The sequence below is a fragment of the Eleftheria terrae genome, assembly GCF_030419005.1.
Taxonomy (GTDB): domain Bacteria; phylum Pseudomonadota; class Gammaproteobacteria; order Burkholderiales; family Burkholderiaceae_C; genus Caldimonas; species Caldimonas terrae.
Map to the genome: position 1 here is coordinate 4518479 of NZ_CP106951.1, position 21687 is coordinate 4540165.

At 70.0% G+C, this 21687-nt stretch carries 17 protein-coding genes; 16 read left to right on the forward strand and 1 reads right to left on the reverse strand.

The window, feature by feature from the left end; translation table 11 throughout:
• Positions 1-29: 29 nt before the first annotated feature.
• Positions 30-2168 carry a hybrid sensor histidine kinase/response regulator gene (locus N7L95_RS20215; protein WP_301257046.1) on the reverse strand — a complete coding sequence of 713 codons (2139 nt, stop codon included), beginning with the start codon at positions 2166-2168 and terminating at the stop codon, positions 30-32.
• A gap of 699 nt (positions 2169-2867) precedes the next feature.
• On the opposite strand from N7L95_RS20215, the gene mraZ reads away from it, so the two are divergent.
• The 16 genes from mraZ (at position 2868) to lpxC (ending at position 21670) form a co-directional block, all read left to right on the forward strand.
• Complete coding sequence (gene mraZ, locus N7L95_RS20220; protein WP_301257047.1) at positions 2868-3308, forward strand: division/cell wall cluster transcriptional repressor MraZ; 441 nt, start codon at positions 2868-2870, stop codon at positions 3306-3308.
• 4 nt (positions 3309-3312) lie between these two features.
• Entirely contained in the window at positions 3313-4248 is a 936-nt protein-coding gene (rsmH, locus tag N7L95_RS20225) for a 16S rRNA (cytosine(1402)-N(4))-methyltransferase RsmH (RefSeq protein ID WP_301260197.1), read from the forward strand.
• Positions 4245-4586, forward strand: a complete 342-nt coding sequence (ftsL, locus tag N7L95_RS20230; RefSeq protein ID WP_301257048.1) for a cell division protein FtsL — start codon at positions 4245-4247, stop codon at positions 4584-4586. The genes rsmH and ftsL overlap by 4 nt, the downstream gene beginning before the upstream one ends.
• A 32-nt stretch (positions 4587-4618) precedes the next feature.
• The gene (locus tag N7L95_RS20235; RefSeq protein WP_301257049.1) at positions 4619-6400 is read left to right on the forward strand and encodes a peptidoglycan D,D-transpeptidase FtsI family protein; all 1782 of its coding nucleotides are present in this window, start codon (positions 4619-4621) and stop codon (positions 6398-6400) included.
• Position 6401: 1 nt separating this feature from the next.
• A complete protein-coding gene (locus N7L95_RS20240; RefSeq protein WP_301257050.1) occupies positions 6402-7916 on the forward strand; it encodes a UDP-N-acetylmuramoyl-L-alanyl-D-glutamate--2,6-diaminopimelate ligase in 1515 nt (504 codons plus the stop codon).
• Positions 7916-9340: a UDP-N-acetylmuramoyl-tripeptide--D-alanyl-D-alanine ligase gene (locus tag N7L95_RS20245; protein WP_435870107.1), complete on the forward strand. Its 1425-nt coding sequence runs from the start codon at positions 7916-7918 to the stop codon at positions 9338-9340. Before N7L95_RS20240 ends, N7L95_RS20245 begins: the two co-directional genes overlap by 1 nt.
• Positions 9334-10512 carry a phospho-N-acetylmuramoyl-pentapeptide-transferase gene (gene mraY / locus N7L95_RS20250; RefSeq protein WP_301257051.1) on the forward strand — a complete coding sequence of 393 codons (1179 nt, stop codon included), beginning with the start codon at positions 9334-9336 and terminating at the stop codon, positions 10510-10512. The genes N7L95_RS20245 and mraY overlap by 7 nt, the downstream gene beginning before the upstream one ends.
• A 31-nt stretch (positions 10513-10543) precedes the next feature.
• Positions 10544-12499, forward strand: coding sequence for a UDP-N-acetylmuramoyl-L-alanine--D-glutamate ligase (gene murD / locus N7L95_RS20255; protein ID WP_301257052.1), 1956 nt, complete (start codon positions 10544-10546; stop codon positions 12497-12499).
• A complete protein-coding gene (gene ftsW, locus N7L95_RS20260; RefSeq protein ID WP_301257053.1) occupies positions 12496-13761 on the forward strand; it encodes a putative lipid II flippase FtsW in 1266 nt (421 codons plus the stop codon). The genes murD and ftsW overlap by 4 nt, the downstream gene beginning before the upstream one ends.
• On the forward strand, positions 13758-14861 hold the full coding sequence (gene murG, locus N7L95_RS20265) for an undecaprenyldiphospho-muramoylpentapeptide beta-N-acetylglucosaminyltransferase (protein WP_301257054.1): 1104 nt from the start codon (positions 13758-13760) through the stop codon (positions 14859-14861). Before ftsW ends, murG begins: the two co-directional genes overlap by 4 nt.
• Positions 14858-16270 carry a UDP-N-acetylmuramate--L-alanine ligase gene (murC, locus tag N7L95_RS20270; protein WP_301257055.1) on the forward strand — a complete coding sequence of 471 codons (1413 nt, stop codon included), beginning with the start codon at positions 14858-14860 and terminating at the stop codon, positions 16268-16270. The genes murG and murC overlap by 4 nt, the downstream gene beginning before the upstream one ends.
• Complete coding sequence (locus N7L95_RS20275; RefSeq protein WP_301257056.1) at positions 16267-17223, forward strand: D-alanine--D-alanine ligase; 957 nt, start codon at positions 16267-16269, stop codon at positions 17221-17223. Before murC ends, N7L95_RS20275 begins: the two co-directional genes overlap by 4 nt.
• A 25-nt stretch (positions 17224-17248) precedes the next feature.
• Complete coding sequence (locus N7L95_RS20280) at positions 17249-18016, forward strand: cell division protein FtsQ/DivIB (RefSeq protein ID WP_301257057.1); 768 nt, start codon at positions 17249-17251, stop codon at positions 18014-18016.
• A gap of 7 nt (positions 18017-18023) precedes the next feature.
• Complete coding sequence (ftsA, locus tag N7L95_RS20285; RefSeq protein WP_301257058.1) at positions 18024-19253, forward strand: cell division protein FtsA; 1230 nt, start codon at positions 18024-18026, stop codon at positions 19251-19253.
• Between the two features lie 73 nt (positions 19254-19326).
• Complete coding sequence (gene ftsZ / locus N7L95_RS20290; protein ID WP_301257059.1) at positions 19327-20541, forward strand: cell division protein FtsZ; 1215 nt, start codon at positions 19327-19329, stop codon at positions 20539-20541.
• A gap of 193 nt (positions 20542-20734) precedes the next feature.
• Positions 20735-21670: a UDP-3-O-acyl-N-acetylglucosamine deacetylase gene (gene lpxC, locus N7L95_RS20295; RefSeq protein WP_301257060.1), complete on the forward strand. Its 936-nt coding sequence runs from the start codon at positions 20735-20737 to the stop codon at positions 21668-21670.
• The last annotated feature ends 17 nt before the right edge of the window (positions 21671-21687 follow it).

Below are 21687 nucleotides of genomic sequence, written 5' to 3' on the forward strand. Positions count from 1 at the left end.
CCCCGCTGCAGCCACGGCCGGTCGCCGCGCTAGAGCGGCGTTTGCCGCCGGGCCTCGACCAGTGCCGCCAGCACCTGCAGCAGGCGTTGCGGGTCCACCGGCTTGACGAGGTGTTCGTCGAACCCGGCGGCATGCGCTCGTTCGCGGTCGGGTTCGCGGCCATAGCCGGTCAGCGCCACCAGTCGCATGCCGGCCAGCTGCGGCTGGGCCTTGAGCTGGCGGGCCAGCATGTAGCCGTCCATGCCTGGCAGGCCGATGTCCAGCACCGCGACGTCGGGCAGGTAGGTCTGCACCAAGGCGAGTGCCGACGGTCCGTCCGGCGCGCTGCGCACCTCGTGGCCGGCCAGCATGAGGAGTTGCGTCAGCATCTCGGCCGCGTCCTCGTTGTCGTCCACCACCAGCAGGCGGGCTGCGGCCGGGCGAGGGCCTGGTTCTGCTGGCCGCGGCGGTGCGGCGTCAGCCGGTGCGGCACGCGGAAGCGTCACCGTGAAGACGCTGCCCATGCCGGGCCCCGGGCTGTCCGCGGCGATGCGCCCCTGGTGCATCTGCACCAGCGTGCGGGCGATCGCCAGCCCCAGGCCCAGCCCACCCTCGATGCGGTCGAGTCGCTGCGGGCCCTGCACGAACAGGTCGAACACCCGCGGCAGCAACTCCGGCGCAATGCCGACGCCGCTGTCCCGCACCGCCACCTGCACCTCGGCCTCGTCGGCCGTCACCGCGAGGGTCACTTGGCCGCCGGCGGGTGTGAACTTCGCGGCATTGCCGAGCAGGTTGCTCAGCACCTGGGCCAGCCGCACCGCGTCGCCCTGCACCTGCAGCGGGTCGCAGGGCAGGCTGGCCTCGAAATGCAGGCTGCGCTTCTCCAACGCCGGCCAGACCTGCTCGACCGCCTTGCGCACGACCGCAGCGATGTCCAGCCGTTCCAGCTTCAAGGCCACCTTGCCCTGCGTGATGCGTGAGACGTCGAGCAGATCGTCGACCAGCCGCGACAGGTGGGCCACCTGCCGCGCAATCAGCTCCCGCTCGGGCAGCGTGCTGCTCTCGCCGCGCAGCTCCATCAGGTGCAAGGCAGTCACGATGGGCGCCAACGGGTTGCGCAACTCATGCCCGAGCATGGCCAGGAATTCGTCCTTCGCGCGGTTGGCCGCCTCGGCATCGCCGCGGGCCGCCTCGGCATCGGCCCGTGCGGTGCGCTCGGCCGCCAGCAGCTGCAGGCGCTCGGTCGCGTCGTAGCTGGCGCCGGCCAGTCGCAGCGGCCGACCGTCCGGCGTGGTTGGGTGGACCTTGGCATAGGTGGCCAGCCAGCGTGTCTCGTTGCCGGGGTGGAGCACGCGGAATTCGGCCGCGAACCCGGTGCCGGTGTCCAGCGCGCGCTGCATCTGCCGGGCCATTGCTTCCCGGTCCTCCGGATGCACCAGCGCCTGGAAGTCGGCCAGCCGGCCGCCGAAGGCGCCGGGCACCAGGCCGTGCAGCTGGTAGAACCGCTCGCAGCCGCTGAAGCGGTCGTCGGCCACGTTCCACTCCCACAGGCCCAGCCGGCCGGCTTCCAGTGCGAGGCGCAGGCGCTCCTCGCTGGCGCGCCAGGCCGCCTCGGCCCGGTGCTGCGCCTCGCGCAGGCGTGCGCTGACGACCGGCGGTGCGGCCAGCGCCGCCAGCAGTCCGGCGAACTCCAGCTCGTCCGCGCCATGCCGCCGCCCCGAACTTCCCATGAAGAGGCTGAGGGCGCCGACCAGTTCGCCTGCGTGACGCAGCGGCACCGACAGCATCGAAACCGCACCCAGGCGGCGCCAGGCGTCCAGCTCCTCGTCGTCCCCGGTGGCCATCGCCTGGTACCAGGCCGCGTCCATCTCCGGGTGCAGCACCGGCCAGCCGCTGCACAAGGCCGACAGCTCTGTGGCTTCCGGGGGCCGGCGGCGCCAGCGCTGCTGGCGCAATGCCGTGGCCGCCGGCTCGTCGTCGGCGGCACGAGCCACCCGGTGCACCTCGTCACCGACCACCACGTCGAAGTGGCCGAAGTCGCCCAGCACGGGCAGGCACGCGTCCAGCGTGCTGCCCAGCGCGTCGTCCAGCGTGGCGGTGGACGACAGCAGGGCGATGGCGCGTTCGAGCACGCGCAGCTGTGCTTCTGCCCGGCCCGTGGGGGCCGGGGCATCGATGGGTGGGTTCATGGGTGGCGCTCTCCGTCGCGCAGGGAAAAAGAGCTGTGGCACGCCGCAGCCCTCCCAGGCTTTGACGGCGTCCGCATCGGGGTGCGTCTTTGCGCACTGCGCGCAGTGTCAGCTGGCGAAGCGCTGGTGGGCGATTTGCCCATGTAGTATTTGCATTCGCTTACGATTCCGCCGCGCCCGCAGCCGAGTGCCACGCCGCCTCGTGCCGCGGGACGCCGCGCCAGGCGAGGCCCGGGCTTCCGTGCGGTCTGCGAGCAGCGGTTGATGCATCTGCACAACGCCAGGTGCCGGCAGGGCCCTGCCCGATGAGGTAGGTCGCTGGTGACCCCGCAGGCGGCACGGGGTGATCGCGGCGTCGCGCCAGTGCTCGTCCGGCGCAGCGAGGCATCAGCGGCCGGCGGCGCGCCGGTGGACCGTGGGAGCCCTTGGACCCCTGGGATTTCCCTCGGTTTGTGTTTCTTCTACTTACCCCTTCCTTGCCAACTTCTTCTCACTTCTGTTCTCGGTTTTCGCGAGCACCAGCTCACCGAAAACTTTCACAGGAAATCGCAAGTCCTTATTTTTCAACGGTTTTTCGAAACTAGGGGGGTGAGCGTTTGGATGTAAGTGCTTGATTTAATTAGACATTTTTTACGTCTCGCCTTGACCCGGCAGGAGTGCCAAGTTAAAGTGGGACAAAGTGCAGATTAGTGGGTGTTCGTGTCGAACTTCGTTTTCCAGGGAGCCTCAGCGTTGACGCTGGATGCCAAGGGGCGGTTGTCCGTTCCTGCGCGCCATCGCGACGTCCTGGCTGCCATGGCAAGCGGACAACTGACGATCACCAAGCACCCGGAGGGCTGCCTGATGGTGTTTCCGCGACCGGCCTGGGAGGCATTCCGCGACAAGATCGCGGCGCTGCCCATGTCGGCCAGCGGCTGGAAACGCGTTTTCCTGGGCAACGCGATGGATGTGGAGATCGATTCCGCCTCGCGCGTGCTCATCTCGCCGGAGCTGCGCGCCGCCGCCGGCCTCAGCAAGGATGTGATGCTGCTCGGCATGGGCAGCCACTTCGAGCTGTGGGACGCCGCCCGCTATGCCGCCCACGAGGCCGAGGTCATGCAGCAAGGCATGCCCGATGTGCTCAAGGACTTCACCTTCTAAGGCGATGAACGGGGAGGTCAGCCGCCAGCACCGCACCGTCTTGTTGCATGAGGCGGTGGATGCGCTCGTCCATGATCCCGACGGCCAGTATGTCGACGGCACCTTCGGGCGCGGCGGGCATTCCAGCCTGCTGCTGTCGCGGCTCTCAGAACGGGGGCGCTTGCTGGCCTTCGACAAGGATCCCGAGGCGATCGCAGCCAGCACGCGGGTCCAGGACCCGCGTTTTGCCATCGAGCACGACAGCTTCGCCGGCATGTCGCGCGCCTGTGCCGAGCGCGGCATCGAGCGGCTCGACGGCGTGCTGCTCGACCTGGGCGTGTCCTCGCCCCAGATCGATACCCCCGAGCGCGGCTTCAGCTTCCGTTTCGACGGTCCGCTGGACATGCGCATGGACACGACCCGCGGCGAAAGCGCGGCCGACTTCCTGGCGCGCGCCGACGAGCGCCAGATCGCGGAGGTGATACGCAACTATGGCGAAGAACGGTTTGCTGTGTCGATTGCAAAGGCGCTTGTGGCTCGCCGGCAAAGCGGCAGTCCCGTTCGCACCACCGCCGAGCTGTCTCAACTCGTGGCTCGTTCGGTCAAGACCCGCGAAGCGGGCCAGGACCCTGCCACGCGCACCTTTCAAGCTCTTCGGATTCACGTCAATGCGGAGCTCGAGGAGCTCGAGCAAGGCCTAGAGGCCGCGCTCGCGCTGCTGAAGCCGGGCGGGCGGCTGGTGGTCATCAGCTTCCACTCGCTGGAAGATCGCATCGTCAAGCAGTTCATCGTGCGCCACAGCCGCAGCGAGATCGACCGCCGCGCACCGTTCGCGCCGGTGCCGGAGCCCAAGCTCAAGGCGCTGGCCCGCATCAAACCGGGTGATGCCGAAGTGGCGGGCAACCCGCGCGCGCGCTCCGCGGTGCTGCGGGTGGCCGAGCGCACCGGAGCGCCGGCATGACCCGCTTCAACCTGCTGCTGTTCATTGCGCTGGTGCTCAGCGGGCTCTACCTCGTGCGGGTGTCCTACGAGGCGCGGCGCCTGTTCGTCGAGGTGGAGCGCAGCCAGAACGAGGCCCACGCACTGGACACCGAGTTCGAGCAACTCGAGCTGGACAAGCGCGCCGAGGCGACGCCGCTGCGGGTCGAGAAGACCGCCCGCGAGAAGCTGCAGATGCGCATCCCCTCGGCGGCCGTCACCCACTACGTGACCTTGCCGGCCGCCGCCGCCAGTGCCGCCGCGCCGCGGCCGGCGGCTTCTGCGGCGCAGGCACCTGCTGCTGCCGGGAGTCAGCCGTGAAGTTCTGGCCGTTCGGGCGCCAAGGCAGGTCGATGAAGAGCGGGGCAGAGCGTGGCGCCCGCCCGCACGCCGTGCGCACGGTGATGTACTCGACCAGCCCGTTGCTGGCTTCCAAGACGCCGCCGTGGCGCTCGAAGTTCCTGGTGGCCTGCATCGGCCTCGGTTTCTGCCTGCTGGTGGGCCGGGCGGTCTATATCCAGATCATCGGCACCGACTTCTACCAGCGCCAGGGCGAGAGCCGCTATGCGCGCACGCTGGAGCTGCCCGCCAACCGTGGCCGCATCATCGACCGCAACGGCCTGATCCTGGCGTCCAGCGTGCCGGCGCCGTCCATCTGGGCCATCCCCAAGGACCTGGAAGCCGGCCCGGCGCAGCGCCGCGAGCTGGCGCGGCTGCTCGGCATGACCACCGCCGACCTGAACAAGCGCCTGAACGACAACCCCAACTTCGTCTGGCTCAAACGCCAGGTCGACGAAAGCGTCGGCGAGCAGGTGAAGGCACTCGGCCTGAAGGGCGTCCACCAGGTCAAGGAATACAAGCGCAAGTACCCCGAGGGCGAAGCGGCGGCGCACGTGGTGGGCTTCACCAACGTGGAGAACCGGGGCCAGGAAGGCATCGAGCTGGCCTTCCAGGGGCAGCTCTCGGGCCGCGACGGCACGCGCCGCGTCATCAAGGACCGGCTGGGCCGGGTGGTCGAGGACCTGGGCGAAAGCGTGATGCCGTCGGACGGGCGCGACATCGAGCTGTCGATCGATTCCAAGGTGCAGTTCTTCGCCTACCAGCGCGTGCGCGACGCCGTCGCCGAGCACAAGGCCAAGGCCGGTTCGGTGGTGGTGCTCGACGTCGAGACCGGGGAGGTGCTGGCCCTGGCCAACTACCCCAGCTACGCGCCGGGCGACCGCCAGAAGCTCGGCGGCGGCCAGCTGCGCAACCGTGCACTGACCGACACCTTCGAGCCCGGCTCGACCATGAAACCCTTCATCGCCTCGCTGGCGATGGACCGGGGCCAGGTGCGGCCCGACACGGCCATCAACACCTCGCCCGGCTGGATGATGATCACCGGTTCGACCATCCGCGACGCGCACCCGCACGACATCCTCACGGTGGCGCAGGTGATCCAGAAGTCGAGCAACGTCGGCACGGTGAAGATGGCGATGCAGATGCCGGCCAAGGAGATGTGGGAGATGTTCTCCAGCATCGGCCTCGGCCAGCGGCCGCAGCTGCCGTTCCCCGGCGTGGTGTCGGGCCGGCTGAGGCCGTACAAGAGCTGGCGGCCTATCGAGCAGGCCACCATGAGCTATGGCTACGGGCTGTCGGCCTCCCTGTTCCAGCTGGCGCGGGCCTACACCGTGTTCGCGCGTGACGGCGAGCTGATCCCGGTGTCGCTGGTGCGGCACTCGCAGCGGGTCGAGGGCATCCGCGTCTTCTCGGCCGCCACCGCGCGCGCCATGCGCCAGATGCTGCAGACGGTGTGCGCGCCGGGCGGCACCGCACCGAAGGCGCAGACCATCGGTTATTCGGTGGGCGGCAAGAGCGGCACGGCGCACAAGCAGGAAGGCAAGGGGTACGCGGAGCGCAAGTACCGCTCGTGGTTCGTCGGCCTGGCGCCGGTGGACAAGCCGCGCATCGTGGTGGCCGTGATGGTGGACGAACCCAACAACGGCAAGTACTTCGGCGGCGACGTGGCCGCACCGGTCTTCAGCGAAGTGGTGCAGCAGACGCTGCGCATGATGGGTGTGCAGCCCGATATCGCGGTGCAACCGCAGATCATCGCCGAGCAGCGACAGGCGCCGGCGGTGGAGGAGAGTTTCTGAAATGGCGCTTGCCATGCTCACTTCGCCCCAGGCGGCGGCCGACTGGCTGCGCTCGCGCGTCACCGGCGTGCTGGGCACCGACAGCCGCCGGCTCGGCGCGGGCGACGGCTTCGTGGCCTGGCCCGGCTACGCGAACGACGGCCGCCGCTTTGTCGCCGCGGCCCTGAAGGCCGGCGCGGCCGCCTGCCTGGTGGAAGCCGAGGGCGTGGACGCCTTCGGCTTCGATGCCGCTGAATTCCAGGGCCGCGTGGCCGCGGTGCGCGGCCTCAAGGCGGCCACCGGCCCGATCGCCGACGCCTACTATGGCGAGCCGTCGCGCTCGCTGCGCATGCTGGCCGTCACCGGCACCAACGGCAAGACCTCCAGTGCCTGGTGGCTGGCGCAGGCGCTGAGCCTGCTGGGCCAGCGTTGCGCGGTGGTCGGCACGCTGGGCGTGGGCGAGCCGCCGTCGCGCGCGGCGCCGGGCGCCCGCATCGAGGCGACCGGCCTGACCACGCCGGATCCGGTGACGCTGCACGCCTCGCTGCGCCGCTTCGCCGACGCCGGGCTGAAGGCTTGCGCCATCGAGGCCTCGTCCATCGGCATCGTCGAGCGGCGGCTGGACGGCCTGCGCATCGAGGTGGCACTGTTCACCAACTTCACCCGCGACCACCTCGACTACCACGGCGGCATGGACGCCTACTGGAGCGCCAAGGCCGAGCTGTTCGGCTGGGACGGCCTGCGCGCGGCGGTGCTCAACCTGGACGACCCCAAGGGCGCCGAGCTCGCGCAGCGCTTGCGCGGCGAAGGCCGGCTGCGGGTGCTGGGCTACACGCTGGACGAAGGCGGCGAGCTGCGCGCCCGCGACGTCGCCTACCGCGACGGCGGCCTGTGCTTCACGCTGCACGAGGGCGACCGCTCGGCCGAGGTGCGCACCGCGCTGATCGGCGACTACAACGTGGCCAACCTGCTGGGCGTGATCGGCGGCCTGCGGGCCCTGGGCGTCGGCCTGGCCGAAGCCGCGGCGGTGTGTGCCGAGCTGACGCCGGTGGCCGGCCGCATGCAGCGCGTTGGCGAGGCCGGCGGCCCGCTGGCGGTGGTCGATTACGCCCACACGCCCGACGCGCTGGAGAAGGCGCTACAGGCGCTGCTGCCACTCGCCCGCGAGCGCGGCGGGCGGCTGTGGTGCGTGTTCGGCTGCGGCGGTGACCGTGACGCCACCAAGCGACCCCTGATGGGCGCCATCGCCGAGCGGCTGGCCGAGCGGGTGGTGGTGACCAGCGACAACCCGCGCACCGAGGTGCCCGACACCATCCTCGGCCACATCGTGGCCGGCATGGCGCGGCCGGGCGCCGCGGCGGTGCTGGCCGACCGGCGTGCCGCCATCGGGCAGGCGCTGTCGGAGGCCGGTGCCCGCGACGTGGTGCTCATCGCCGGCAAGGGCCATGAGGACTACCAGGACATCGCCGGGCAGAAGCACCACTTCTCCGACGTCGAGGAAGCCGCCGCCGCATTGCAAAGGAGGGCTGCCGCATGATGATGAAGCTGGCTCTGGCACACAGCCTGTTGAAGGACGCCACGCTGGTCGGCGATGCCGAGGTGGCCATCGAGCGGGTGCACAGCGACACCCGCAGCCTGCGGCCCGGGGACCTCTTCGTCGCGCTCAAGGGCGAGCGCTTCGACGCCCATGATTTCCTCAGCCAGGCCAAGGCCGCTGGCGCCGTGGCGGCGCTGGCCCACCACGGGCTGGCCGAGGCCGGCCTGCCCGGCCTGCAGGTGGCCGACACCCGGCTGGCCCTTGGCGAGCTGGCCGCCGGCTGGCGCGCGCGCTTTGGCCTGCCGCTGATCGCCGTCACCGGCAGCAACGGCAAGACCACGGTCACGCAGATGATCGCGGCCATCCTGCGCGCCTGGCTGGGCGATGCCGCGTTCTCGACCCAGGGCAACTTCAACAACGACATCGGCCTGCCGCTGACCCTGCTGCGCCTGCGCGCCGAGCATGGTGCAGGTGTGGTGGAGCTGGGCATGAACCATCCCGGCGAGATCGCCTACCTGTCGCGCATTGCCGCGCCCACCGTGGCGCTGGTCAACAACGCGCAGCGCGAGCACCAGGAATTCATGGAAAGCGTGGAGGCGGTCGCCCGCGAGAACGGCTCGGTGATCGAGGCGTTGCCGGCCGACGGCACCGCCGTCTTCCCGGCCGACGAGGAACACACCGCGGTATGGCGCGCCCTGGCCGGTGCCCGCCCGGTGCTGACCTTCGCCAGCCAGGGGCCGGCCGACGTCACCGGCAGCGGCCAATGGGCGGGCGACCACTGGCGCCTGAGCCTGCGCACGCCGGCCGGCGAGGCCGAGGCGGCCTTGCGCATCGCCGGGGCCCACAACATCAAGAACGCGCTGGCCGCCACTGCCTGCGCCCTGGCGGCCGGCGTGCCGCTGGAGGCGGTGGCGCGCGGCCTGCAGGCCTTCGAGCCGGTCAAGGGCCGCTCGCAGGTCAAGTCCTTCCAGCGCGGCGGCCGGGCCGTCACGCTGGTGGACGACACCTACAACGCCAACCCCGACTCCGTGCGCGCCGCGGTCGACGTGCTGGCGGCCATGCCGGGCCCGCGCTGGCTGGTGCTGGGCGACATGGGCGAGGTCGGCGAGCACGGCGAGGCTTTCCACGCCGAGGTCGGCGCCTATGCCCGCAGCCGCGGCATCGACACGCTGTGGACCTGCGGCGCACAGATGCGCCATGCCGCCACTGCCTATGGTGGCGCCCGCCATTTCGACGACACCGCCGCGCTGGTCGCGGCACTGCCCCAGCAGCCGCAGGCCGGCTGCGTGCTGGTGAAGGGCTCCCGCTTCATGAAGATGGAACAGGTGGTGGAGGCGCTGCTGGCGCCGTCCGCTGGCGGCTCCCAGAACGACAACCCGACCCCGACGCCGGCCGCCCCCGGCACACAGGAGCCCCGATGCTGATCGGCCTCGCGCAATGGCTGCAAACGCTGCAGCCGGACTGGAGCTTCCTGCGCGTGTTCCAGTACCTGACCTTCCGTGCGGTGATGGCGGCGATGACGGCGCTGCTGATCGGGCTGGGCTTCGGGCCGTGGGTGATCCGCCGGCTCACCGAGCTGAAGATCGGCCAGCCGATCCGCGAATACGGCGTGCAGGCCCACCTGGCCAAGAGCGGCACGCCGACCATGGGCGGCGTGCTGATCCTGCTGAGCATCGCGGTGTCCACGCTGCTGTGGTTCGACTGGACCAACCGCTTCGTCTGGATCGTGCTGGCCGTCACACTCGGCATGGGCGCCATCGGCTGGGCCGACGACTGGCGCAAGGTGGTGCACAAGAACCCCGAGGGCATGCGCTCGCGCGAGAAGTACTTCTGGCAGTCGGTGATCGGTCTGCTGGCGGCGATCTACCTGGCCTTCTGCGTGTCGGAGACCTCCAACCTGCGGGTGCTGGAGCTGTTCGTGCGCTGGGTGCAGTCGGGCTTCTCCAATCCGCTGCCGCCGAACGCCGACCTGTTCGTGCCCTTCTTCAAGACCATCAGCTACCCGCTGGGTGTCTACGGCTTCATGATCCTGACCTACCTGGTCATCGTCGGCTCCAGCAACGCGGTCAACCTGACCGACGGGCTGGACGGCCTGGCCATCATGCCGGTGGTGATGGTGGGCTCCGCGCTGGGCGTGTTCGCCTACGTGGTGGGCAGCTCGGTGTACTCGAAGTACCTGATCTTTCCCTACATCCCCGGTGCCGGCGAGCTGCTGATCTTCTGTGCGGCGATGGCCGGCGCGGGCCTGGCCTTCCTGTGGTTCAACACCCACCCGGCCCAGGTTTTCATGGGCGACGTCGGCGCGCTGGCGCTGGGCGGCGCGCTGGGCACCATCGCCATCATCACACGGCAGGAGATCCTGCTGGCGGTGATGGGCGGCATCTTCGTGGTCGAGGCACTGTCGGTGATGGTGCAGGTCAGCTATTTCAAGTTCACCAAGAAACGGTATGGCGAAGGGCGCCGCATCCTGAAGATGGCGCCGCTGCACCACCACTTCGAGAAGTCCGGCTGGAAGGAGACGCAGGTCGTCGTGCGCTTCTGGATCATCACGATGCTGCTGTGCCTGGTCGGCCTGTCGTCGTTGAAGCTGCGTTGACGCCGGCCGGCTCCCTACAAGACACCATTCGATGAAGGATCTCCAAGGCATCACCGTTCTCGTGCTGGGTCTGGGCGACTCGGGCCTGGCCATGGCGCGCTGGTGCGCCCGTGGCGGCGCCGTGGTGCGCGTCTGGGACTCGCGCGAGGCGCCGCCGCAAGCCGCCGCGCTGCGCGAGGCGGTGCCCGGCGCACAGCTGCTGTCGGGGCCGCTGGAGGGCGCTGTGCTGGAAGGCGTGCAACGCCTCTACAAGAGCCCCGGCCTGGCACCCCAGGACACCCGGCTGGCCGCGCTGTATGCGTGGGCCGCCGAACGCGACCTGCGGGTGCAGGGCGAGCTGGACCTGTTCGCCCAGGCGCTGGCCGACCTGAAGGCCGAGCGCGGCTATGCGCCGAAGGTGGTGGCCATCACCGGCACCAACGGCAAGACCACCACCACCTCGATGGCCGCGCTGCTGATCGAGCGGGCCGGCCGGCGTGTGGGCATTGCCGGCAACATCGGGCCGACCATGCTGCAGACGCTCAGCGATGCGCTCGACCGCGAGCCGGCGCCCGTGACACCGGCTGCCGCCGCCGAAGAGGGCACCCCCGCGCTGCCAGCGGTGGCTGCCGGCCCGTCCGTGGCGGCCGGGTCCGTGGCGCTGCCCGCCGAGGCGGCGATGGCCGACGACGCCATCGACACACCGGCACATGGCGGCACCGCGACCGACGAGGACCTGGCCGACCTGGCGGCCCTCGACGGCCTGCCGTCCGCCGACGCGGCGGGCGATGACGCCGCGGCCGAGGCGGCTGCCGACGCGGGCGATGCACAGGGTGACGCCTTCGTTGCCACGGACGCCGAGGGCGAGGCCGGCACGGCCGCGCAGCCGCCGGCCGCCCCCGACGAGGACGACGACGGCCCGGCGCTGCAACTGGCCCCGCCGCCGCCGGCCGCACCGGTGTTCGAGCACCTGCCCGAGGTCTGGGTGCTGGAGCTGTCGAGCTTCCAGCTCGATGGCGTGCAGGGCTTCGAGCCGAGTGCCGCCACCGTGCTCAACGTCACCGACGACCACCTCGACTGGCACGGCAGCATGGCCGCCTATGCGGCAGCCAAGGCCCGCATCTTCGGCGAGCAGGCGGTGATGGTCATCAACCGCGACGACCCGGCCACCGAGGCCATGGTGCCGCCACCGCAGTTCATCAAGTCGAATGTGCGGGGCCGCCCGGCGCGCAAGGTCGAGCGCGCGGTGGTGCGCTTCGGGCTCGACGCACCGCGCCGTCCCGGCGACTACGGCCTGATCACCCAGAACGGCATGGCCTGGCTGGTGCGGGCGCTGGAGGCCGACGAGACCCTGAAGACCGGCCGCGGCCGCAAGCGCGACGACGCCGAGCCGGAGGAGCTGCACATCCAGCGACTGATGCCGGCCGACGCGCTGCGCGTGCGTGGGCGCCACAACGCGGCCAATGCCCTGGCGGCGCTGGCGCTGGCCACCGCCATCGGCTGCCCGCTGGCGCCGATGCTGCATGGCCTGCGCGAATACGCCGGTGAGCCGCACCGGGTCGAGTTCGTCGCGACGGTGGCCGAGGTCGACTTCTTCGACGACAGCAAGGGCACCAACGTGGGCGCGACGGTGGCCGCCTTGTCCGGCCTGGGGCTGGACCGCGCGCCGGCCCGGCTGCTGGTGATCCTCGGCGGCGACGGCAAGGGGCAGGACTTCGCGCCGCTGGCCGAGCCGCTGGCCCGCCATGCGCGCTTCGTGGCGCTGATCGGGCGCGATGCGCCGCAGCTCGCGCAGGCGCTGGCCGGCACAGGCGTGCCCTACCAGCACTTCGAGACCCTGCCGGCGGCCACCCGCGCCTGCGCCGAGCGGGCCCGTGCCGGCGATGCGGTGCTGCTGAGCCCGGCCTGCGCCAGCCTGGACATGTTCCGCAACTATGCGCATCGGGCCGAGGTCTTCGTCGCCGAGGTGCAGGCACTGGCCACCGAGGCCGGGGAGATGGCGGGATGAGCGAGCCGCAGGCCCGTTTCGGCTGGGAGGCGCTGAAGGCACGCTTGGGCGCCGGCCTCGGCTCGCTGCTGCAGCGCGGGCCGGAGCTGCCAGTGCGCGACTGGGTCTCCACCGGCCAGCCGGGCCGGCCGCAGGGCTTCGACCAGGCGCTGATGTGGGTGGTCGTTGCGCTGCTCGCGCTCGGCATGGTCATGGTGTATTCGGCCTCCATTGCGCTGCCGGACAACCCGCGCTTCGCCAACTACCAGCACGGGCACTTCCTGATGCGCCACGTGATGTTCCTCGGCATCTCCTTCGTCGTCGCCTTGCTGGCGCTGCAGGTGCCGATGCAGGTGTGGGAGAAGTACGCGCCGTGGCTCTTCGTGGCCGCGCTGCTGCTGCTGGTGGTGGTGCTGCTGCCGTGGATCGGCAAGGGCGTCAACGGCGCGCGGCGCTGGATCGCGCTGGGCTTCCTCAACTTCCAGCCCTCGGAGCTGGCCAAGCTGGCCATCGCCCTCTATGCGGCCGACTACATGGTGCGCAAGATGGAGGTGAAGGAGCGCTTCTTCCGGGCCGTGATGCCGATGGCGGTGGCCGTCGCGGTGGTGGGCCTGCTGCTGCTGGCCGAGCCCGACATGGGCGCCTTCATGGTGATCGCCGCGATCGCCATGGGCATCCTGTTCCTCGGCGGCGTCAACGGGCGCATGTTCTTCCTGATCACCGCGGTGCTGGTCGGCGCTTTCGTGCTGATGATCAGCTTCAGCGACTGGCGGCGCGAGCGCATCTTCGCCTACCTCAACCCGTGGGAAGAGAAGTACACCCTCGGCAAGGCCTACCAGCTGTCGCATTCGCTGATCGCCTTCGGTCGTGGCGAGCTGTTCGGCCAGGGCCTGGGCTCCAGCCTGGAGAAGCTGCACTACCTGCCCGAGGCGCACACCGACTTCCTGCTGGCCGTCATCGGCGAGGAGCTGGGCTTCGCCGGCGTGGCGGCCGTGATCTTCGCCTTCTTCTGGCTGACCCGCCGCATCTTTCACATCGGCCGCCAGGCCATCGCGCTGGACCGCGTGTTCTCCGGCCTGGTGGCCCAGGGCATCGGCATCTGGATGGGCGGGCAGGCCTTCATCAACATGGGCGTGAACCTCGGCGTGCTGCCCACCAAGGGACTGACCTTGCCGCTGATGAGCTATGGCGGATCCGCCATCCTGATGAACTGCGTCGCGATGGCCCTGGTGCTGCGCGTGGACATGGAAAACCGCCAGCTGATGCGGGGAGGGCGCGCATGAGCCGCCACCTCGTCGTCATGGCGGCCGGTACCGGCGGCCACATCATCCCCGGCCTCGCGGTGGCGCAGGAGATGCAGCGCCGCGGCTGGACCGTGAGCTGGCTCGGCACCCGGCAGGGCATGGAGAACCGCATGGTGCCGGCCGCCGGCATTCCGCTGGACACCATCGGCTTCAGCGGCCTGCGCGGCAAGGGCCTGCTGCACACCCTCACCGGCGGGCTGCGCATGCTGGCCGCCTTCGCGGCCTGCTGGCGCATCCTGCGCGCCCGCAAGGCCGACGCGGTGCTGGGCATGGGCGGCTATGTCTGCTTCCCCGGCGGCCTGATGGCCGCCGCCCGGCTGCGCCCGCTGATGCTGGTGAATGCCGATGCGGCGCTGCTGATGAGCAACCGCGCGCTGCTGCCGGTGGCCGACAGCGTGGCTTTCGGCTTCGACGGCGCCGCCGCCACGGTGCACAAGCGCGCCATCGTCACCGGCAACCCGGTGCGCGCCGAGATCGAGGGGATCGCGCCGCCGGCTGAGCGCTTCGCCGGCCGCGAGGGCCCGCTGCGGGTGCTGGTGGTCGGCGGCAGCCTGGGTGCGCGGGTGCTCAACGAGACGCTGCCCAAGGCGCTGGCGCTGCTCGATCCCGCACAGCGGCCACGCGTGACGCACCAGACCGGCCAGCTCAACCGCGACGCGGTCAAGGCGCTCTACCAGGCGCAGGGCATCGACGCCGAGCGCGACGTCGAGGTGCTGCCCTTCATCGACGACATGGCCCGCCGACTGGCCGAGTGCGACGTGATCGTCTGCCGCGCCGGTGCCGTGACCGTCAGCGAGCTGTGTGCGGCCGGCGTGGCGAGCGTGCTGGTGCCGCTGATCGTCAGCACCACCTCGCACCAGCGCGACAACGCGCTCTACATGGCCCAGCACGGCGCGGCCCACCACCTGCCGCAGGCCGAACTGAGCCCCGAGGGCCTGGCCCAACTGCTGCGCGGCCTGGACCGCGCCGGGCTGCAGGCCATGGCCGAGAAGGCCCGCACCCTGGCTCGTCCGCGCGCCGCCGCGAAGGTGGCCGACGAGATCGAGAAGCTGGTCAACAAGAAGGAAGGCGTGGCATGAAACACGCAGTCAAGCACATTCATTTCGTCGGCATCGGCGGCGCCGGCATGAGCGGCATTGCAGAGGTGCTGTTCAACCTCGGCTACACCATCTCCGGCTCCGACCAGAGCGACAGCGCCACCCTGCGCCGCCTGGCGTCGCTCGGCATCACCGTGATGCTGGGCCATGAAGCGGCCCACATCCAGGGCGCCGACGCCATCGTCACGTCCACCGCCGTGCGAGGCGACAACCCCGAGGTCATCGCCGCGCGCAGCAAGCGCGTGCCGGTCGTGCCGCGGGCGGTGATGCTGGCCGAGCTGATGCGGCTCAAGCGCGGCATCGCCATCGCCGGCACCCACGGCAAGACCACCACCACCAGCCTGGTGGCCAGCGCGCTGGCCGAGGCGGGGGCCGACCCCACCTTCGTGATCGGCGGCCGCCTGAACAGCGCCGGCGCCAACTCGCGCCTGGGCACCGGCGACTACATCGTGGTGGAGGCCGACGAGTCGGACGCCTCCTTCCTGAACCTGATGCCCATTGTCTCGGTCGTCACCAACATCGACGCCGACCACATGGACACCTACGGCCATGACTATGCGCGGCTGAAGGCGGCCTTCATCGACTTCCTGCACCGCATGCCGTTCTACGGCGCGGCCATCCTGTGCAGCGACGATCCGGGCGTGCGCTCGATCATCCCGATGGTGTCGCGGCCCGTCATCACCTACGGCTTCGGCGAAGACGCACAGGTGCGGGCCACCGCCGTGCGGGCCGAGGGCGGCCAGATGCGCTTCACCTGCCACCGCCGCAACGGCGTGACGATGCCCGAGCTGGACGTGACGCTCAACCTGCCGGGCGAGCACAACGTGCTGAACGCGCTGTCGGTCATCGCGCTGACCACCGAGCTGGAGCTGCCCGATGAGCCGGTGCTCAAGGCGCTGGCGGAGTTCCGCGGCGTGGGCCGGCGCTTCCAGCGCTATGGCGAGGTGGCGCTGCCCGGCGGCGGCAGCTTCACGCTGGTGGACGACTACGGCCACCACCCGGTGGAGATGGCCGCGACGCTGGCCGCGGCGCGCGGCGCCTTCCCCGGCCGGCGGCTGGTGCTGGCCTTCCAGCCGCACCGCTACACCCGCACCCGCGACTGCTTCGAGGACTTCGTGAAGGTGATCGGCAGCGCCGACCTGGTGCTGCTGGCCGAGGTGTATGCCGCCGGCGAAGCGCCCATCGTCGCGGCCGACGGCCGTGCCATGGTGCGCGCGCTGCGCGTGGCGGGCAAGGTCGACCCGCTGTTCGTCGACGACATCGCGGCACTGCCGCAGGTCATCGCCGAGCAGGCGCGCGACGGTGACGTGGTCATCACGATGGGGGCCGGGTCCATCGGCGGCGTGCCGGCCCAGGTCTGCGAACTCCTGAAGAAAGGTGCCGACGCATGAAGCTCGATCTCTCTGCCATCGATCCCCAGGCGCTCGGCAAGGTGGCCGTGCTGATGGGCGGCCATTCCGCCGAGCGCGAGGTGTCGCTGATGTCGGGCACCGGCGTCCTCAATGCGCTGAAGGCGCAGGGCGTGGACGCCCATGCCTTCGACCCGGAGCAGCGCGACCTGGGCGAACTCAAGCGCGACGGCTATGCCCGCTGCTTCATCGCGCTGCATGGCCGCTACGGCGAGGACGGCACGGTGCAGGGCGCGCTGGAGCTGCTCGGCCTGCCCTACACCGGCTCCGGCGTGATGGCCTCCAGCATCGCGATGGACAAGATCATGACCAAGCGCATCTGGCGCTTCGAAGGCCTGCCCACGCCCGACTGGCGGCTGGTGTCCAGCGCCGACGACGCCCGCGCCGCCTTCGCCGCGCTGGGTGCGCCGATGATCGTCAAGCCCTCGCGCGAGGGCTCCACCATCGGCCTGAGCAAGGTCACCACGGTCGAGGAATGCGAGGCCGCCTACGCGCTGGCGGCCCGCCACGACCCCGAAGTGCTGTGCGAGGAATTCATCGCCGGCGACGAGACCACCTGCCCGGTGCTGGGGCAGGGCGCCGGTGCCGAGGCGCTGCCAGTGATCCGCATCGTGGCGCCCGAGGGCAACTACGACTACCAGAACAAGTACTTCACCGACGTCACCCAGTACCACTGCCCCTCGGGCCTGCCCGAGGCCGAGGAGCGCGAGATCCAGCGCCTCGTCGTGGAGGCCTTCCGCACGCTGGGGTGCAAGGGCTGGGCGCGCGCAGACGTGATGATCCGCGCCAGCGACCGCAAGCCCTTCCTGCTGGAGATCAACACCTCGCCCGGCATGACCGGCCATTCGCTGGTGCCGATGTCGGCCCGCGCGGCCGGCATCAGCTACGAGCAGCTGTGCCTGTGGCTGTGCGCCCAGGCTTCGCTCAACCTTTGAGAAGGGGTCGACAGAACCCCGTGCCATGCGAACCGCCAAGCCCCTGGACATCCGCCTGATGAACGCCACCGCCGCCCTGCTCTTCACGCTGGCCGCGCTGGGGTGCGCCTGGCTGGCGGTGACCTGGGTGACGGGCTGGCCGGTGTTCTCGATCGAGGCCATCCGCATCGACAACGAGCTGCAGCGCAGCACGGCGACCACCATCCGTGCGAATGCCTTGCCGAAGCTGCATGGCAATTTTTTCAGCATCGACCTGGAAGAAAGCCGGCAGGCCTTCCAGTCGGTGCCCTGGGTGCGGCGGGCCGCGGTGCAGCGCATCTGGCCCAACCGGCTGGCGGTGCGCATCGAGGAGCACAAGGTGGCGGCCTACTGGGGCGAGAACCGCCTGGTCAACACCTACGGCGAGGTCTTCGAGGCCAACCTGGGCGATGTCGAGGAAGAGAACCTGCCCACGCTGCAGGGGCCGGAGGGCAGCGCGCCCCAGCTGCTGCACCTGTGGGGGCCGGTCAGCGAGGCGGTGCGCCGCCTGGGCGCCAAGGTCGAGCGGCTGAGCCTGTCGGAGCGCGGCTCCTGGACGGCTGAGCTGGACAACGGCGCCGAGATCGAGATGGGCCGTGGTGACTCGAACGAAGTGTTGAATCGGCTAGAGCGTTTCGTCGCCACCTGGGCACAGGTGACGGCCAGCTATCCGGGGCCGCTGGAGTATGCCGACCTGCGGCATCACAACGGCTATGCCGTGCGCATCAAGGGCATCACGACCCAGGTGGCACCGGCCGCAGCGAAAAGGAACTGAGGGCAAGATGGCCAAGGAATACAAGGATCTCGTCGTCGGGCTCGACATCGGCACCGCCAAGGTGATGGCGGTGGTGTCCGAGGTGTTGCCCAGCGGGGAGCTGCGGGTGGCCGGTCTGGGCGTGGCGCCGTCGCATGGGCTCAAGCGCGGCGTGGTGGTCAACATCGATGCCACGGTGCAGTCCATCCAGCAGGCCCTGAAAGAGGCCGAGATGATGGCCGACTGCAAGATCACGAGGGTCTACACCGGCATCACCGGCAGCCACATTCGCGGGCAGAATTCGACCGGCATGGTGATCGTGCGGGACAAGGAGGTCACGCCCATCGACGTGGCCCGCGTGGTCGAGACGGCCAAGGCCATCAACATCCCCAACGACCAGAAGCTGCTGCTGGTGGAGCCGCAGGAGTTCGTGATCGACGGCCACGAGGTGAAGGAGCCGATCGGCATGAGCGGCGGCCGCCTCGAGGTCAAGGTGCACATCGTCACCGGCGCGCAGAGCGCGGCCGAGAACATCGTGAAGTGCGTGCGCCGCTGTGGCCTGGAGGTGGAGCAGCTGGTGCTGAACCCGTCGGCCTCCAGCCTGTCGGTGCTGACCGAGGACGAGAAGGACCTGGGCGTGGCGCTGGTGGACATCGGCGCCGGCACCACCGACGTGGCGATCTTCACCGACGGCGCGATCCGCCATACCGCGGTGATCCCCATCGCTGGCGACCTGATCACCAGCGACATCGCGATGGCGCTGCGCACGCCGACCAAGGATGCCGAAGAGATCAAGGTCGACTTCGGCGTGGCCAAGCAGCTGCTGGCTGACCCGGACGAGCAGGTCGAGGTGCCGGGCCTCGGCGACCGGGCACCCCGAATGCTTTCACGCCAGGCACTGGCCGGGGTGATCGAGCCACGGGTTGAAGAAATCTTTTCACTGGTGCACCAAGTCATCCGCGAGAGCGGCTACGAGGAGCTGCTGTCCTCCGGCATCGTGCTGGCGGGTGGCTCGGCGGTGATGCCCGGCATGGTGGAGCTGGGCGAGGACATCTTTCTAAAACCCGTGCGCAAGGGCATCCCGACCTATTCGGGGGCCTTGCACGACATGGTGGCCAATCCACGCTCGGCCACCGTGATGGGACTCTTGGAGGAGGCGCGGCTGGCCCGCGTGCGGGGACACCGGGCGGCCCAGCAGGCCGGCTCGGTGAAGACGCTGTTCGGCCGCGTGAAGGACTGGTTCATAGGGAATTTCTGAGCGGTGTGCGCAAGGCGCCCGCCGGATGCGTTTTGAGAGTGTGTAGGCGAAGCTAGTGACGAAGGAGGTCCAAATGCCTATTGAGATGATCGAAGAGTTCAACCTGGGAACGCAGATCAAGGTGATCGGCGTCGGTGGCGGTGGCGGCAACGCCGTCGAGCACATGATGGCCCAGGGCGTGCAGGGCGTGGAGTTCATCTGCGCCAACACCGATGCGCAGGCGCTCAACCGTTCTTCGGCGCACAAGCTGATCCAGCTGGGCACCACCGGCCTGGGCGCCGGCGCCAAACCCGAGGCCGGCAAGGCCGCGGCCGAGGAAGCGGTGGACCGCATCCGTGACGCCATCGACGGCGCCAACATGCTGTTCATCACCGCCGGCATGGGCGGCGGCACCGGCACCGGCGCCGCACCGGTGATCGCCCGGGTGGCCAAGGACATGGGCATCCTGACGGTCGGCGTGGTGACCAAGCCCTTCGAGTTCGAAGGCAACCGCCGCATGAAGCAGGCCGACGCCGGCATGAACGAGCTGGAGGCCAACGTCGACTCGCTGATCGTCGTGCTCAACGAGAAGCTGCTGGAAGTGCTGGGCGACGACGTCACCCAGGACCAGGCCTTCGCGCAGGCCAACGACGTGCTGAAGAACGCGGTCGGCGGCATCAGCGACATCATCCACATCCCGGGCCTGGTGAACGTCGACTTCGAGGACGTCAAGACCGTGATGAGCGAGCCCGGCAAGGCCATGATGGGCACCGCCGTGGCACAGGGCCCGGACCGCGCCCACAAGGCGGCGGAATCGGCCGTGGCCTGCCCGCTGCTGGAAGGCATCGACCTGTCTGGCGCCCGTGGCGTGCTGGTGCTGATCGCCGCGGCGCGCGGCACCTTCAAGCTCAGCGAGAGCCGCAACGCGATGAACACCATCCGTCGCTATGCCGCCGATGATGCACATGTGATCTACGGCACGGCCTACGACGACAGCCTGGGCGACCAGCTGCGCGTGACGGTGATCGCCACCGGCCTGTCGGGCAACGCCCGCCGCCAGCAGGCGCCGATCAGCGTGGTGCACTCGCAGCCGGCGCTGCGCACCGGCACCGACAACATCCCGGTGCTCAACAGCCCGGTGCACACCGGTCATGTCGGCGGCCACACCACGCACGACTACAGCAGCCTGAACACCCCGAGCGTCTGGCGCTCGGGCCGCACCCAGGCGGCTGCCAAGGTCGATGCGCTGGCCAGCAACGGGATGGACGAGATCGAGATCCCGGCCTTCCTGCGCAAGCAGGCGGACTGAGCCGGTGCTTCGGCCAGCCCTGGCGGGGCGCCGCAGGCAGGAGGGACGGCAGCGGCCGTCAGGCTGGGGGCTGCACGGGTGGTCCGTGCAATTCCGCACGCCTGACGGCTGCCGGCCCTGCGGCCCGGCGCCTCAATCGTGGCGATCAACAGCCTCAAACCCAGGGCGCGAGCCGACTCCCTAGAATGCGGACATGCTCCAACAACGCACACTCCAATCGCTGACGCGGGCCGTCGGCGTCGGCCTGCACAGCGGCCAGCGCGTCGAACTGACGCTGCGGCCGGCGGCGCCTGACACCGGCATCGTGTTCCGGCGGATCGACCTGCCGGTGCCGGTCGAGATCCCGGTGTCGGCGACGGCGATCAGCGACACGCGGATGGCCTCCACGCTGTCGGTCGGGGGCGACCCCGGCGCGCCGAAGGTGCACACGGTGGAGCATTTGATGTCTGCCTGCGCAGGCTTGGGTCTCGACAACCTGTATGTCGACATCACGGCCGAGGAAGTCCCGATCCTGGACGGCTCTGCAGCCTCCTTCGTCTACCTCTTGCAGAGCGCCGGGATCGAACTCCAGGGCGTGCCCAAGCGCTTCCTGCGCATCAAGAAGCCGGTGGAAGTGCGTGAAGGGGAGGGCCCATCGCTCAAGTGGGCCCGACTCGATCCCTACCACGGCTACAAGCTTTCCTTCGAGATCGACTTCGACCATCCCGCCGTCGACCAGACCGGCCAGCGGGTGGTGTTCGATTTCGCTTCCGGGCGCTATACCCGCGATATCGCCCGCGCCCGCACCTTCGGCTTCACGAAGGACGTCGAGATGATGCGCACCCGCGGCCTCGGCCTGGGCGGCAGCATGGACAACGCGATCGTCGTGGACGACTACCGCGTGCTGAATGCCGACGGCCTGCGCTACGACGACGAGTTCGTGAAGCACAAGATCCTGGACGCCATCGGCGACCTCTATGTCGTCGGCAAGCCCTTGCTGGCGGCCTACAGCGCGTTCAAGTCCGGCCACGCGCTCAACAACAAGCTGCTGCGCGCGGTGCTGGCCGACGCCAGCGCCTACGAGATCGTCAGCTTCGAGGACGAGGCGCAGGCGCCGAGCGGCTTTGCGCAGCTCGCGCCCGCCTGGTAGGCGGCGGGGCGGCACGG

Bases quoted from the DNA above. Each gene is read 5' to 3' on its own strand.
- N7L95_RS20215 (WP_301257046.1), bottom strand. From the start codon at position 2,168: ATGAACCCACCCATCGATGCCCCGGCCCCCACGGGCCGGGCAGAAGCA.
- rsmH (WP_301260197.1), top strand. From the start codon at position 3,313: ATGAACGGGGAGGTCAGCCGCCAGCACCGCACCGTCTTGTTGCATGAG.
- ftsL (WP_301257048.1), top strand. From the start codon at position 4,245: ATGACCCGCTTCAACCTGCTGCTGTTCATTGCGCTGGTGCTCAGCGGG.
- N7L95_RS20235 (WP_301257049.1), top strand. From the start codon at position 4,619: ATGAAGAGCGGGGCAGAGCGTGGCGCCCGCCCGCACGCCGTGCGCACG.
- N7L95_RS20240 (WP_301257050.1), top strand. From the start codon at position 6,402: ATGGCGCTTGCCATGCTCACTTCGCCCCAGGCGGCGGCCGACTGGCTG.
- N7L95_RS20245 (WP_435870107.1), top strand. From the start codon at position 7,916: ATGATGAAGCTGGCTCTGGCACACAGCCTGTTGAAGGACGCCACGCTG.
- mraY (WP_301257051.1), top strand. From the start codon at position 9,334: ATGCTGATCGGCCTCGCGCAATGGCTGCAAACGCTGCAGCCGGACTGG.
- murD (WP_301257052.1), top strand. From the start codon at position 10,544: ATGAAGGATCTCCAAGGCATCACCGTTCTCGTGCTGGGTCTGGGCGAC.
- ftsW (WP_301257053.1), top strand. From the start codon at position 12,496: ATGAGCGAGCCGCAGGCCCGTTTCGGCTGGGAGGCGCTGAAGGCACGC.
- murG (WP_301257054.1), top strand. From the start codon at position 13,758: ATGAGCCGCCACCTCGTCGTCATGGCGGCCGGTACCGGCGGCCACATC.
- murC (WP_301257055.1), top strand. From the start codon at position 14,858: ATGAAACACGCAGTCAAGCACATTCATTTCGTCGGCATCGGCGGCGCC.
- N7L95_RS20275 (WP_301257056.1), top strand. From the start codon at position 16,267: ATGAAGCTCGATCTCTCTGCCATCGATCCCCAGGCGCTCGGCAAGGTG.
- N7L95_RS20280 (WP_301257057.1), top strand. From the start codon at position 17,249: ATGCGAACCGCCAAGCCCCTGGACATCCGCCTGATGAACGCCACCGCC.
- ftsA (WP_301257058.1), top strand. From the start codon at position 18,024: ATGGCCAAGGAATACAAGGATCTCGTCGTCGGGCTCGACATCGGCACC.
- ftsZ (WP_301257059.1), top strand. From the start codon at position 19,327: ATGCCTATTGAGATGATCGAAGAGTTCAACCTGGGAACGCAGATCAAG.
- lpxC (WP_301257060.1), top strand. From the start codon at position 20,735: ATGCTCCAACAACGCACACTCCAATCGCTGACGCGGGCCGTCGGCGTC.